Source organism: Microbacterium hatanonis (assembly GCF_008017415.1).
GTDB classification, from domain to species: domain Bacteria; phylum Actinomycetota; class Actinomycetes; order Actinomycetales; family Microbacteriaceae; genus Microbacterium; species Microbacterium hatanonis.
In genome coordinates this window covers 460,419-474,190 of the sequence record NZ_VRSV01000002.1, presented here as the reverse complement: position 1 = coordinate 474,190, position 13,772 = coordinate 460,419, and the positions used below count along the sequence as shown (strand labels likewise).

Sequence of the window (13,772 nt, the reverse complement as noted above, 5' to 3'; positions counted from 1 at the left end):
TCAGCGGTCCAGGTCGGCGCCGGGGATCGCGGCGAGCAGCTCGCGCGTGTACGCCTGCTGGGGGTCGCCGAAGATCTGGTCGGGGCTGCCGCTCTCCACGATGCGACCCCGCTGCATGACGTGCACGTGATCGGAGATCATGCGCACGACGGCGAGATCATGGCTGATGAAGAGGTAGCTGAGGCCCAGCTCCGCCTGCAGACCCGCGAGCAGGTCGAGGATCTGCGCCTGGACGAGCACGTCCAACGCCGAGACCGCCTCGTCGAGCACGACGAGGTCGGGCTTCAGAGCGAGCGCGCGGGCGATGGCGACACGCTGGCGCTGGCCGCCGGACAGCTCGTGCGGGAGCCGCTCGGCCATGGCGCGGGGAAGCGCGACCTGATCGAGGAGGGCCTCGACGCGAGCGCGTCGCGCGGGGGCGTCTCCGATGCGGTGCACCTTCATGGGTTCGGCGATGGATTCGCCGACGGTGTACCTCGGATCCAGCGAGGCGAAGGGGTTCTGGAAGACCGGCTGGACGCGTCGACGGAAGGCGAACATCTGCGAGCGGCGGAGGGTGGCGAGGTCGACGCCGTCGAAGGAGATGCTCCCCGAGGTGGCGTCCTCGAGCCCCAGGATGAGGTTCGCGGTGGTGGACTTCCCGGAGCCCGATTCCCCGACGATCGACACCGTCGAGCCCCGAGGGATGCTGAAGCTGACGCCGTCCACGGCGGTGAAGGTGTCGGGTTCGCCGCGCTTGACCGAGCGGAGGGGGAACACCTTGCCCAGATCGGTGACCTCCACCAGGGGTGCCGCAGAGGCGCCCTCCGGGGTGGGTCGCTGCGGTCGTTCGGTGCGGACGGCAAGACTCGGGGCCGCGTCGATGAGCCTGCGCGTGTACTCGTGCTGCGGGTTTCGCAGAACCTCGGCGGCGGGCCCCTCCTCGACGACGTCGCCCTTGAGCATGACGACGATCCGGTCGGCTCGCTCGGCGGCCAGTCCGAGGTCGTGGGTGATGAGGAAGACGGCCGCACCCATCTCCTCGGTGAGCTGGTCGAGCTGGTCGAGCACCCGCCGCTGCACGGTCACGTCCAGTGCCGACGTGGGTTCGTCAGCGATGAGGAGGCGGGGCTTGCAGGCCAGTCCCATCGCGATCAGCACGCGCTGACGCATTCCTCCCGAGAACTCGTGCGGGTACTGCCGGGCTCGCTGGTCGGCGTTGGGGATCCCCACGGCCTCCAGGAGCGAGAGGACGCGCTCGTGGGTGCCGGCGCCGGTCGTGTAGCCGTGCACCTCCAGCGCTTCGGCGATCTGATCCCCCACGCGCATCAGCGGGTCGAGGTTCGACATCGGATCCTGGGGAACCAACCCGATCCCCGCACCGCGCAGCCGCACCATCTCGGTCTCGGGAAGGCTCGTCAGGTCGCGACCGTCGAACCGTACGGACCCCTGGACGATGACGGCGTTCTCGGGCAGCAGACGGTTGACCGCTGCGGCGGTGGTGGATTTCCCCGACCCGGACTCGCCGACGATGGCGACCGTCTCGCCCGGATCGACACGGATGGTGACGTCGCGCACGGCGGTCACCAGTTCGCGACCGCTGCGGAACGCCACGGTGAGGTTCTCGATGCGCAGCACCGGTTCGGTGACAGTGGTTCGGGTCATGGCAATTGCTCCCGTTCGGGTAAAACATCAAGGTCGGGGACCGCGGTGAGTGCCGACGCCCAGAGATCGGCGACCGGTCGCGGCGTCTCGGCGAACAGCCGATTGGTGAGGAGGACGACGGCGAGGTCCTCACCGGGGACGAAGCCCAGGGCGCATCCGGTGAAGCCCGGGTGCCACAGCATCCGCGTGCGGCGGCCCTCCAGTGCGATGGGCATGCTCCTCCATCCGAGGGCCTGACCGGCGTCGGGTCCGTCGCGGAAGACGTCGGCGGAGACGGCCTCGCCCCAGAGGTCATGGGGATCCTCGCGCGCGAGCGACGACCCGAGGGCGAGCAGGTCGGCGGCGTCGGAGAACAGACCCGCGTGGCCGGACACCCCCGCGAAGGCGTGGAAGCAGTTCCCGTCGTTCGCCTCGCCGATGATCTCCTCGTCCCGCCAGCGGTGCGGCCGGCGCGATTCGAGGACGATCGGGTAGGGCTCTCCCGTCGCCACCATCCTCTCCTCGGCGCGGTCGCCGACCGAGGATGCGGCGACCACACCGGTCACCGGTCCGAAACCGGTGCTGCGCATGCCCAGCGGCCCGTGCACGAGGTGCTGGACCGCGATGGCGAGACCGCTGCCGGTCACCGCCTCGATGACGCGGCCGAGCAGCATGAATCCCACGTCGGAGTAGTGCCGCGCGGTGCCGGGGGTGTAGCGCAACGGGAGGACGTCCACCGCACGGCTCGGGTCGTCCGCCAGGTAGAACGGCTGCCACTCCCAGAGGCCCGCGCGGTGCGTGAGGAGGTCGCGGATCGTCGTGCGCCGATCGCACGGGGAGCCCGGGAGGAAGCGGCTGACCGCACTGTCGAGATCCAGCTCTCCCAGGTGGGCGAGCCGGTGGACGGCACTGGTGGTGCCGGCGACCTTGCTGACCGAGGCGAGGTCGAAGATCGTCCCGGCGGTCACCGGTTCGCCGCCCGTGGTGCGGAGGCCGTCGGCGGCGATCTCCACCAGACCACGACGGGCATGGCCCACGACCGCTCCGAGAGGGGCGTCGGGCTGGTCGCGGAGCGCCCGGGCCACCGCTGAGACGGTCATCGGTCCTCCGGGGCGGTCGGGAGCAGGATGGTGTCGCCGCGGAACGTGGCGGTGCGATCGGTGAGCGGCGGTTCGGCCAGCCAATGCGCCCCGTCGAGATCGTGGACGACCTCCGGCGCGATGGCCGCCGCGAACCCGGCGGCGGCCGTGATGCCGACCGGTCCTTCCAGCATGCATCCGACGACCACGCCGATCCCGTGTTCGCGCGCCACCGCCGCTGCCCGCTCTGCCGCCGCCAACCCGCCCGTCTTGGCGAGTTTGATGTTCACCAGCGCGACGGACGTCCGCTCCGCCATCGTGCGGACGTCGGCCGCAGTGCGGACCGATTCGTCCGCCATCACGGGCGTCTCGACGGCGGCGGCGACCGCTGCCAGAGCGGGGAGATCGTCTGCCGCCACGGGTTGCTCGACGAACTCGAGGTCGACACCCGCCCGCTCCATCTCTCGGATGACGCGGATCGCCTCGTCCGCCGTCCAGGCCTGGTTGGCATCGATGCGCAACCTCACGCCGTCTCCGACGGCCGCGCGCACCTCCCGGACCCCCGCGACGGTGTCGTCCGCCGCTCGCACCTTGACCTTCAGCACCCCGAAACCCTCCTCGCAGTGCCTCACCGCGGCCGCTGCGAGTTCGCGGGGAGTTGCGGCGGAGAGGGTCCGATCGGTGCGGACGGAAGGAGACCGCGCGCCCAGCCGCTGCCACACGGCGTTGCCGGTCTGTGCCGATCGAAGTTCGGCGACGGCGCACTCCACCGCGTTGCGCGCCGAGGCGTTGCCCCAGACCGCGGCGGCGATGTCCTGTGTCAGAGTGCGATCGTGCGGCACTCGGCCGACGACGACGTCGGACAGCGGACCGGCGACCGCGGCCGTCACGCTCTGAGGGCTCTCGCCGGTGACCCGCCAGCTGACCGCGGCCTCGCCCATCCCCACGCGACCCGCGGCGTCACGAGCCTCGACGACGACGATCTGCGCAGCATCCGCGCGCCGAACCGACGTGACGAACGGCGCCTTCAGCAGGGCGGTCGTGACCTCGACGCGGAGGCCGGTGATCGTCCGGTCGTCGCCGGCGGGGTCGGGCGCAGCCATCGTCATCCCCGCGCGTTCGCTTCGAGCCGGAGCGACGTGACACCCTCCGCGGCGGTGGGCAGCACGAGGGGTCCCGCCCCGGGGGTGATGGTGCCGAGAATGCGCGGTGCGGACGCCCCGGTGCCCCCGGGCACGACGCCGGCGACTCCGTGAAGGGTGCACCAGCCGATGAGCGCGAAGAGGATGGCCTCCTTGCTGTCCGCCGGTGCGCCCAGTTCGTCGGTGAGGAGCACATCGACCTCCGGCAGGCTGGCCGTGAGCCCGTCGAGGATGAGGGGGTTGCGGCATCCGCCTCCCGAGACGACCAACGTGGTCAACCCGGTGCGCCGGATGGCATCGGCCACCGTCCGCACCGTGAGCTCGGTGAGCGTCGCGATCACGTCCTCCGAGGGGATCGCTCCGGGCTGCCGGTCGAGATGGGCGTTGACGTAATCCAGGTGGAAGTGCTCCTTGCCCGTGCTCTTGGGCGCCGGCAGGAGGTAATACGGGTCTGCGAGCAACGAATCCAGGAGGGCCCCGTGCACGTGGCCCGATCGGGCGATGCGGGCGTCGTCGTCGTAACCGAAGGGGTTGAGTCCCCGCGCGACGATGACCGCGTCGATGAGCGCGTTCGCCGGCCCGATGTCGTAGGCGAAGACATCCGCTCCATCGACGACGGTGATGTTCGAGATGCCGCCCAGGTTGAGGGCCCCGGCTCGCCCGCGGTCGCGGAGGAGGAGCTCGTCGAGGAACGACACCAGCGGCGCGCCCTGACCGCCCGCGGTGATGTCGCGGATGCGGACGTCGGCGACCGTGGGCACGCCGAGGCGCTCGGCGATCCACGCCGGCTGTCCGATCTGGAGCGTGCCGAGAGCGTGCTGACCGTCCACCCAGTGGAAGACGGTCTGCCCGTGGCTGCACACCGCGTCGACACCGCCGACCGCATCGGCGGCCATCTGCGCCACGTCGGCGAAGGCCTGTCCGATCAGCGTGTCGAGCTGGGTGATCTCATCGAGCGTCGTCGGAGCGGGCGGGAGTGCCGCGATCAGCCGCGCCCGCAGCTGAGGGTCGTACGGAACGCTGCCGTCGTAGAGCACCCGCCCGACGAGACTCGTGCCCTCCGCGGCGAACTCGACCACAGCGACGTCGATGCCGTCGTGCGACGTGCCCGAGATGAGTCCGGCGACGCGCATCAGGAGGCCTCCAGGGCGACACGAAGCCGATGCCCCGCCTCGTCCAGAGCGTGAGCGGCCTCGGTACGCCCGATCCCTTTGACGAGCATCACGGAAGCGCTCTTGACATCGAAATCGACGGCGACGAGGGCCCGTTCGGCGACATCGCGGTTCACCTGCGCGATCTGAGCGACCATACGGATGGCGCGTTCACGGAGCTTGTGGTTGGTGGCCCGCACGTCGACCATCAGGTTGCCGTAGGTCTTCCCCAGACGCACCATGGCGATGGTCGAGAACATGTTCAGCACGAGCTTCTGAGCGGTACCGGCCTTCAGCCGGGTCGAACCGCTGACGAACTCCGGCCCGACGTTCACCTCGATACCGTGTTCGGCCGCGGCGCTGAGCTCCGTGTCGGGGTTGCACGACAGCCCGACGGTCAACGCGCCTCGCTGTCGGGCGCGTTCGACGGCGGCCACGACGTAGGGGGTGCGTCCGCTCGAGGCGATCCCGATGACCGTGTCGAGCTCGCCGACACCTGCCTCGTCGATCGCCGCGGCGCCGGCCCCGCTGTCGTCCTCGGCGCCCTCGACGGGGTTACTGACCGCGATCGGTCCGCCCGCGATGATCCCGAACACGAGCTCGGGCGGAGTGTTGAACGTGGGCGGGCACTCGGATGCATCGAGAACACCGATGCGACCGGGGGTTCCCGCCCCCACGTAGATGAGTCGTCCCCCCTTGGACATCCGGTCGACGAGGGCTTCGATGGCCGGAACGATCTGAGGGAGGGCCGCGTTGACGGCGGCGGGCACGGTGGCGTCCGCCTCGTTCATGAGCCGTGCGAGCTCGTCGACGGACTGCGTGTCGATGGCGGCGTATCGGGGGTCGCTGTCCTCGGTGGTGAGGGCGGCGAGGACGTCGTGGGAGGTCATCTACTTCTTGCCTCTGTTTCTGGGGTCGAGAGCGTCGCGCAAACCGTCGCCGAGCAGATTCAGCCCGACGACGAGCAGAACCATCACGAGGCCGGGCGCGATCATGTTCCACGGGGCGAGAGTCACGAGCGTGCGCGCGTCGAAGATCATCGATCCGAGCGATGCGGCCGGCGGGGGCGTCCCGAGACCGAGGAAGCTGAGGGATGCTTCGGTGAGCACCGCCCACGACAGCGACAACGTGACCTGCACGATGACGATCGAGGTGATGTTGGGCAGCACGTGACGGAACATGATGGCCGACCGCCGCTGCCCCGTGCTGGTGGCCGCCTTGATGTAGTCGACCTCCCTCAGGGAGAGGACCGGCGCGCGGGTGACTCTGATGAAGATGGGTACGTACACGATGGCGATCGCCACGGCGACCGTGAACCAGTTGCGCGTGAAGACGGATGCGAGCGCGAGGGCGAGCAGCAAGGGCGGGAAGGCGAACAGGACGTTCGTCACGCCGCTGATGCCGGCGTCGGCGGGTCCGCGATAGAAGCCCGCGACGAGACCGCCGAGGGTGCCGACGACGGTGGCGAACGCCACGGCGACCAGCGCGACCACCGCGGAGTTGGCGACACCCGACGCGACCCGCGAGAACACATCACGGCCGAACTGGTCGGTCCCGAACCAGTGCGCCGCGGACGGCGGCTGCAACCGCGCCGGCGGATCCTGGGCGATGGGGTCGTAGGGCAGCAGGTTGAACGCGGCAGCGAGACTCACCAGCGCGAGCAGCGTCACGATGATGAGGCCGGCGAGACCCGTCTTGCTCCTGAGGAGCAGACGGATGCGCTCCGTGGCCCGCCCGCCGCCGGGGGCGATGGCGGCGGACTGTGCGATATCGGTCATGCGGCACGCACCCTCGGGTCGATGATTCGGTACATGAGGTCGGTGAGCAGGTTGACGATGACGAAGGCCAACGCGATGAACAGGACCGTGCTCTGCACGAGGGCGTACTCCTTCTGCTGGATGCCGAGCAGCACCTGACGCCCGACACCCGGTAGGGAGAAGATCTGCTCCACGACGACGGCGCCGCCGAGCAGGTAGCCGAACTGGAGACCGGTCATCGTGACGATCGGCACGAGCGCATTGCGCAGCACATGGCGGAACTGGAGTCGCCGCGGCGGCACGCCCTTCGCCCGCGCGGTGCGGATGAAGTCGTTCGAGCGGATCTCGAGGACGGCGGCGCGCGTGGTGCGGATGATGGGCGCCGCGATCCCGAAGCCGAGCACGAGCGCCGGCAGCAGCATCTGCTGCAGGTTCAGGATCGGGTTCTGGAAGAAGTAGGCGAAAGCCTGGCCGTTCGGGTTGAATCCGAGGTTCGCGGACAACACCGACAGGAGGGTCGTGCCGAGAAGGAAGGCCGGGACCGACAGACCCGCCAGGGCCACCGTCTGCCCGACGGCGTCGCGGGCCGAGTCGGGCTTGGAGGCCGACAGCATGCCGAGGGGAACGCCGATGACGAGAGCGAGGATGATCGCGATCACCGCCAGCTCGAGGGTGACCGGGAGCGACATCGCGGTCAGAGCGAGCACGCTCTCCTGTGCTCGTGACGAGAACCCGAAGTTCCCGACGAACATGTTGCCGAGCCACGAGAAGAACTGCACGACGAGGGGCTGGTCGAGCCCGTAATAGGCCTCGAGCTGAGTGCGCTGCTCGGGGGTGAGCGCGGCGGCCTCGGTGCCGAGACCGGCGGTGATCTGGTCGCCGGGGATGGCGCGGAGCATCACGAAGACGACGACAGCCACCCCGAAGAGGGTCCCCACGATCGTGAGGATGCGTCGGAGAACGGGGCTTCGAGAGATTGTGCGGAGCATGAGTCTCGTTCGGTTGAAGGGCAGCGGCGCGGGAAGGTGCTCCCGCGCCGCTGCCGGACGTGTCACGCGGTCAGGGACGCGGTGCGCAGGAACTGCAGCGAACCGTTGGCCAGGGGGACGAACCCGGTGACGCCGTTCATGGCGGTGTAGTTGAAGCCGGTGAACAGCCAGATCCAGGGGGCGTTGTCTTCGAGGTCTTCCGAGATCTGGGCGTAGATGTCCTCGCGCTCGCCCTGGTCGCTGGCGGCGCGTCCTTCGGCGAACAGCCCATCCAGTTCGGGCGAGCTGTACGCGGCGACCTTGTTGAGGTTGCCCGTGCTGGTGAAGTAGCGCGAGTAGGCGCCGTCGGGGTCGGGACGGCCGCCGTTCAGCGCGACGGCTGCGTCGAAGTCTCCCGCCACCCAGCGATCGACGTACGCACCCGACTCGAGCACCTCGAGGTTGAGCGTGATGTTGGCTTCGGCGAGCTGCGCCGCCAGGTTCTGGGCCTCGGCGACCGACGTCGCATAGCCGCTCTGGTTCACGATCGCGTCGATGGTCACACCACCGGACTTGCCCGCGTCATCGAGGTACTGCGCGGCCTTGTCGAGGTCGCGCTCGGGGCAGGGGCGCGCGGCGGGGTCGGAGCGGAATGCCGGTGACGTGATGGGGCCGGTCACCTCTCCCTCGCCCAGGGCGGCCGTGTCGAGCACCTGCTGCCGGTCGATCGCGCACTGGACCGCGAGACGGACGTTCACGTCGGCGAGGTCGCCCTTGCTCGCGTTGAGCTGGAGGGCGTGGTAGCTGAGCTGCGGGGTGCGCTCCACCGTCGTCGTGCCGGTCTCGGCCGTCTGCGCGACGAGCGGGTCGCTGAGGACGGCGAGCTGCACGTTTCCGGACTGCATGGCCGAGACGATGGACGTCTCGTCGGGGATGATGCGGAACTCGACCGAATCGAGCGACGCGGCCTCGCCCCAGTAGGCGTCGTTGCGCGTCAGCGTCAGGGACTGGTTCGGGATTCGCGAGTCGAACGAGAACGGCCCGGTGCCGTTCGGTGCGGTGGCGAGCGCTTCGGCGGTGTCGTCCGACGACAGGATCGCCATGTTGATCGTGGCCAGGTTCGACGGGAGCGCCGCGTCGGGTGCCGTGAGGGTGAGCACCACCGTGTCAGCGTCGGGAGCCTCGATGCTCGCGACGCTGGTGAGGGTAGCCCGCGATACGGCCGCGGTCGCCTCATCCTTGATCGCGTCCAGCGAGTACTTCACGTCGGCCGAGTCGAAGGCGCTGCCGTCTTCGAAGGTCACACCGTCGCGCAGGTCGAAGGTGAGCGTCAGCCCGTCCTCCGACACCTCCCACGACTCGGCGAGACCGGGGACGACGTTGAGGTCCTCGTCGTACTCCGTCAGCGTGCCGTAGACGTTCTGCAGGACGTTCACGGCCTGGAACTGGGTGGCCGTCCACGGGTAGAGGTTGTCCGGCTCCGCGGTCACCCCGACGACGAGGTTGCCGCCCGTGACGGCGGCGGCATCGTCGGACGGCGTCGTGCTCGACGGTGCGGAGCAGCCCGCGAGCGTCAGAGCCGTGCCGGCGGCGAGGGCGATGGTGGCGATGGTGGCCCGCTGTGCGCGAGTTCCTGCCTTCATGGATACTCCCTGGTGGGTGAGGGAGGCGACGATGGTGGATCGAACGCCTCACTGAGCTCGATAAGCATGGGGTGGGTGGTACTAAAAGTACCTGGGCAAGCTAACACATGTACTTCTTGACCCTCAACCGTTACATTTGTCTCACATCGCCGAAACATGAGGAGCCAGGGTGACGGACCGCAACAGTGTGGCTGACGTGAATCCTCCCGTCCTGATCCGCATCCGTTCCCTCCTCCCGGATCTCAGGCCGAGCGAGCGCCGCATCGCGGAACTGTTCCTCACCGATCCGACCGAGACCTCCGCACTGTCGGTCGCGGCGCTGGCCGCGAAGGGGAGCACCTCCACGACGACGGTGATCCGGCTCTGCAAGCGACTGGGATACCCGCGGCTGCAAGATCTGCGCATCGACGTCCTCAATGCGGTCGCCCGCGAGAACTTCGAGACCGCTGCGCTGTCGGACGTCTCGGGCGACATCGACCAGGACGACTCCCTCGAGAACGTCGTCGCGAAGATCTCCATGGCTGAGACGCTGTCCCTCGCCGACACCGCGAAGGCGCTCCGCATCGACGAGCTCGCGCGCGCAGCGGAACTCGTCGGCCAGGCCTCGAGGGTGGACATCTTCGGGGTGGGGGCCAGCGCCTTCGTCGGCCTCGACCTGCAGCAGAAGCTCACCCGCATCGGGCGGGTGGCGCTGAGCTGGTCGGACTCCCACAGCGCCTGGACGTCGGCGGCCACCTTGCGGAACGGGTCCGTCGCCGTCGCGATCTCCCATTCGGGCAATACGGCGGACACCATCGACTTCCTCGCCATCGCGCGCGGAGCCGGCGCCGCCACCATCGCCATCACCAACCACGACGCATCCGAACTCACCGAGCACGCCGACGTGGTGCTGACCACCGCCGCACGAGAGACCGTCTTCCGATCCGGCGCGCTGGGCAGTCGCATCGCCCAGCTCATGGTCGTGGACTGCTTGTTCATCGCCGTGGCGAAGGAGAACTACGACGAGTCGATCGCCGATCTGCGGCGCACGTACGCCGCCGTGCAGTCCCGCCGCGTACGAGGGTCATGACGAGCGCCTCGCGTCGCCTCCATCTCGCCTACGCCGGCATGGGGGCGACCGCCTCATCCGTGCCGGCGGTGCTGCCCGCGGCTCAGTCGCAGCTCGGCGAAGGTGTGCTCGCCGCCGCGCCGCTGCTGTTCCTGGGCCTGCTGGCCGGCGTCTGCGTGTCCGCGCTCCTGCCCCCGTCCATCGAGGTCACGCGTGTCGTCCTCGCGGGAACGGCGCTTCAGACCGCGGGGCTGGGCCTCGCGGCGTTCTCGTGGTCGCCCACCCTCTTCATCGCCGCCGCCGGGCTCGCCGGTGTGGGGTTCGGTCTCACCGAGAGCGGGATCGGCGTCGTCGCCAAGATGACTGCCGAGCAGTCGGCGGCCCGCGCCCTGACCGGGTTGACGACCACCGTCGCCCTCGCGGCGTGCCTGTGCCCGCTGGCGCTGGGCGCGATGATGCTCGCCGCACCCGGCTCGATCGTTCCCCTGCTGCTTCCTGCCGCGATCAATGCGCTGGCCGCAGTGGCGCTTCTGCGTCTGCGCGTGCCGGTGCGCGCGGGCGCGCCCGTACGGCGGGCGGGACTGTCGTTGACCGCTCCGCTGGTCGCCCTCGCCGCAGCCATCGCCGTCTACGTCGGAGTCGAGTCGGTCATCTCGGGCTGGTCGTCGGCGATTCCGTTCGAGCTTCTGCACATCGATTCTTCATTCGCGGTGCTCGGCACGAGTATCTTCTGGGCACTCATGGCAGGCGGCAGGGCGTGTGCCGCCGGGATGCTGCGCGCCGGGTCGACACCGCGGTTCACCCTCACCGCCGGTTCGACGCTCGCCGCAGTCGCCCTGATGATGGCGGCCGTCACCGCCGACCAGACCCCCGCGGTCGCCCTCGGCGGCCTCGCCGTGGCCGTCGTCGCGATGGCGCCCACCTACGGGATCGTCCTCGGTACCGCCCTGGATCGCACGGACGACCGCGCGGCGCCGCGCGTGTCCGCCGCGATCATCGCGTGCGGGGCGGGTGGCGGCGCGTTGCTGCCGCTCGGATTGCTCGCGGTCGGTCAACAGCCCGGCAGCGCTCTCACCTTCGCGACGCTCGCCGGTGCGTGCGTCGCGGTCGTCGCCCTCGTGCTCGTCGGATCAGCGACCAGCATCCCTCGATCAAGGAGACAGCGTCATGGCTGAAGTCATCATCGTTCCCGACCAGCAGGCCGCCGGCGAGCTGGCCGCCGACACCATCTTCACGCTGCTGGCGCGCAAAGACGACGCGGTCCTGGGCCTGGCGACGGGTTCCACCCCCCTGACGACCTACACGGCCCTCGCTGCACGGGTCCGTTCCGCCGGGGTCGATCTGAGCCGGGTGCGAGGCTTCGCCCTCGACGAGTACGTCGGGCTGCCGGTGACGCACCCGCAGAGCTACCGCGCGGTCATCACACGGGAGGTCGTGGAGCCGCTCGGGCTCGATCCTGCGCGGGTGCAGGTTCCCGACGGCGACCCCTCCCGCATCCCGCACGCGGGCGACGCCTACGAGGCCGCCATCCGGGACGCCGGTGGTATCGATCTGCAGATCCTCGGGATCGGTCGCACCGGTCACATCGGGTTCAACGAACCGGGATCGTCGCTCGCAGGACTCACCCGGGTGAAGACGTTGACGGAACAGACGCGTGCCGACAACGCGCGCTTCTTCAGCAGCCCCGACGACGTTCCCGTGCACTGCATCACGCAGGGGATCGGCACCATCCTGCGGGCGGGCCACCTGCTGCTGTTGGCTTTCGGTGACGAGAAGGCGTCCGCCGTCGCAGCCGCGGTGGAAGGGCCGGTCTCGGCCAGCAGCCCGGGATCCGCGATCCAACTGCACCCCCACGCCACCGTCATCGTGGACGAAGCCGCCGCCTCCCGGCTCTCCTTCGCCGACTACTACCGCTACACATTCGCCAACAAGCCCACCTGGCAGTCCCTCTGACCGGGCGCCGCTCCCACGAGCGACGCGCGTGAATCGCGGCGCGCCGTCGAGACATGCAGTGAGCACGTGACGCAGACAGTGTTCGCCTGCACGGCGCCGGGATGCCCGTTCGTTCAGGCCACGCGCGGCCGGCACGGACGACGCGAACCCGCGGTGTCCGACCGTGCCACCCACGTCGCCGAGGCCCACGGCGGCGACGCCGCCTACGTCGTGACCGAACGCTGGGCGTGGCTGAACTCGCTGATCTTCCTCAACGCGCTCACCCTCGTCGCCAGCACGATCGCGGCCATCGGGTCTGCGCTCGGGGCGCCGCTGTTCCTTCTCGGCGTGTTGTTCCCGCAAGTATGGGGGTGGTCGTTCGCCCCCTGGGTGGGTGTCGCGACCATCGCCGTGGTGAGCATCGCCGCCTGGATCTATGCGTCGGCCCGACCTGCGGGAACGTCGTTCGAGCGTCGTTTCACCGCGGGCGTGACGATGGGGGCGTTCGTCGCAGCACTGGTCTTCCCGATAGCGGCGCTCAGCCTGCTGGCCTGGGTCAGCCTGACGTACTCGGGCTGACCGCGAGGGCCGAGCTCCGGCGTCCACCGGCCGGAATCGCTCTGGACTACCAATCCAATCGGGGGGATACTCCGAATCGAGGATAGGCCCGCCGGTCCGCGGCCCCTTCGCAGCCGGCGGGCCCACTCTCGACAGGCGCGCGACGTCGCTCGATCACCTCATGCGCACACCGCCGTGAGAGTAGGCCGCGTGGCGTCACCCGAGCCGGCGGGGGGGCCATCGAGCGAGGTCGTCATCCCAGACGCCCCAGCCCCGGGGCGGGGGCACTTCGCCGAGGATCTCCAGGTCGGTGATGAGCGGTCATCGGTACGAACACCGCCCTTCCCTGGGCCAGGCAAGCGCGAACAGGCCCGCTCAGCCTGCGGAACGGGCGGGACGCAGCTCCCGACTCACCGCCCGAAGCCCCGTCACGAGCGCTTCCAATTCATCCTGACTGAGCCGAGACAGGACATCCTCACTCAGTTCAGGCCGGGTGGCCATGAGTTCGCGAACGACGGCTCGCCCAAGGTCGGTGGCGTGGATTCGACGCACCCGTCGATCCCCTCCATCACCTTCCCGGACGGCGAGTCCGGCAGTGACAAGGCGGTCAATGAGCTTCGACATGGAGGGCATGGAGACGCCGAACTTGTCGGCGAGACCGGCGCCGGTGGCGCCCGCCCCCGTCGTGACGATGACCGTGAGCGCTTTGAGCTGCTGGATCGTGAGATCGGTCGTCATGAGGGGCTCGAGGACTCGCGGAATCGACCGCACCGTGATGGCGAGGGTCAGCGCCTCGATGTCCGACAAGGCTTTCTCACGCTCGCCGTCAGTCATGACCCAACCGTAGTTGCCAGGCGATGCCCAGGTGTAA

Annotated in this window: 13 protein-coding genes; 4 read left to right on the top strand and 9 right to left on the bottom strand. The window is 69.5% G+C overall.

From position 1 onward, the window contains the following. The 8 genes from FVP77_RS12365 to FVP77_RS12330 form a co-directional block, all read right to left on the bottom strand. Positions 1 to 1,644, bottom strand: a complete 1,644-nt coding sequence (locus FVP77_RS12365; protein ID WP_147894896.1) for an ABC transporter ATP-binding protein — start codon at positions 1,642 to 1,644, stop codon at positions 1 to 3. After that, complete coding sequence (locus tag FVP77_RS12360) at positions 1,641 to 2,723, bottom strand: serine hydrolase domain-containing protein (protein ID WP_147894895.1); 1,083 nt, start codon at positions 2,721 to 2,723, stop codon at positions 1,641 to 1,643. Before FVP77_RS12360 ends, FVP77_RS12365 begins: the two co-directional genes overlap by 4 nt. Further along, positions 2,720 to 3,805, bottom strand: coding sequence for an enolase C-terminal domain-like protein (locus FVP77_RS12355; protein ID WP_187266931.1), 1,086 nt, complete (start codon positions 3,803 to 3,805; stop codon positions 2,720 to 2,722). The genes FVP77_RS12360 and FVP77_RS12355 overlap by 4 nt, the downstream gene beginning before the upstream one ends. A gap of 2 nt (positions 3,806 to 3,807) precedes the next feature. Continuing rightward, positions 3,808 to 4,977, bottom strand: coding sequence for an anhydro-N-acetylmuramic acid kinase (locus FVP77_RS12350; protein WP_147894893.1), 1,170 nt, complete (start codon positions 4,975 to 4,977; stop codon positions 3,808 to 3,810). Then, entirely contained in the window at positions 4,977 to 5,885 is a 909-nt protein-coding gene (gene murQ / locus FVP77_RS12345; protein WP_147894892.1) for an N-acetylmuramic acid 6-phosphate etherase, read from the bottom strand. The genes FVP77_RS12350 and murQ overlap by 1 nt, the downstream gene beginning before the upstream one ends. Further along, positions 5,886 to 6,773 (bottom strand): ABC transporter permease, encoded by an 888-nt coding sequence (locus FVP77_RS12340; protein ID WP_147894891.1) that lies wholly within the window; start codon positions 6,771 to 6,773, stop codon positions 5,886 to 5,888. It lies immediately after the preceding gene. Then, positions 6,770 to 7,741: an ABC transporter permease gene (locus tag FVP77_RS12335; protein ID WP_147894890.1), complete on the bottom strand. Its 972-nt coding sequence runs from the start codon at positions 7,739 to 7,741 to the stop codon at positions 6,770 to 6,772. The genes FVP77_RS12340 and FVP77_RS12335 overlap by 4 nt, the downstream gene beginning before the upstream one ends. A gap of 62 nt (positions 7,742 to 7,803) precedes the next feature. Continuing rightward, positions 7,804 to 9,363 carry an ABC transporter substrate-binding protein gene (locus FVP77_RS12330; RefSeq protein WP_147894889.1) on the bottom strand — a complete coding sequence of 520 codons (1,560 nt, stop codon included), beginning with the start codon at positions 9,361 to 9,363 and terminating at the stop codon, positions 7,804 to 7,806. Between the two features lie 196 nt (positions 9,364 to 9,559). On the opposite strand from FVP77_RS12330, the gene FVP77_RS12325 reads away from it, so the two are divergent. The 4 genes from FVP77_RS12325 to FVP77_RS12310 all read left to right on the top strand — a co-directional run bounded on the left by FVP77_RS12325 (position 9,560) and on the right by FVP77_RS12310 (position 12,922). Next, positions 9,560 to 10,432 (top strand): MurR/RpiR family transcriptional regulator, encoded by an 873-nt coding sequence (locus FVP77_RS12325; RefSeq protein WP_246134095.1) that lies wholly within the window; start codon positions 9,560 to 9,562, stop codon positions 10,430 to 10,432. After that, positions 10,429 to 11,586 carry an MFS transporter gene (locus FVP77_RS12320; RefSeq protein ID WP_147894888.1) on the top strand — a complete coding sequence of 386 codons (1,158 nt, stop codon included), beginning with the start codon at positions 10,429 to 10,431 and terminating at the stop codon, positions 11,584 to 11,586. Before FVP77_RS12325 ends, FVP77_RS12320 begins: the two co-directional genes overlap by 4 nt. Further along, positions 11,579 to 12,364 carry a glucosamine-6-phosphate deaminase gene (locus tag FVP77_RS12315; protein ID WP_147894887.1) on the top strand — a complete coding sequence of 262 codons (786 nt, stop codon included), beginning with the start codon at positions 11,579 to 11,581 and terminating at the stop codon, positions 12,362 to 12,364. Before FVP77_RS12320 ends, FVP77_RS12315 begins: the two co-directional genes overlap by 8 nt. A 66-nt stretch (positions 12,365 to 12,430) precedes the next feature. Next, entirely contained in the window at positions 12,431 to 12,922 is a 492-nt protein-coding gene (locus tag FVP77_RS12310; RefSeq protein ID WP_147894886.1) for a hypothetical protein, read from the top strand. Positions 12,923 to 13,276: 354 nt separating this feature from the next. On the opposite strand, the gene FVP77_RS12305 is transcribed toward FVP77_RS12310, so the two are convergent. Continuing rightward, positions 13,277 to 13,735, bottom strand: a complete 459-nt coding sequence (locus FVP77_RS12305) for a MarR family winged helix-turn-helix transcriptional regulator (RefSeq protein WP_147894885.1) — start codon at positions 13,733 to 13,735, stop codon at positions 13,277 to 13,279. Positions 13,736 to 13,772 lie beyond the last annotated feature (37 nt).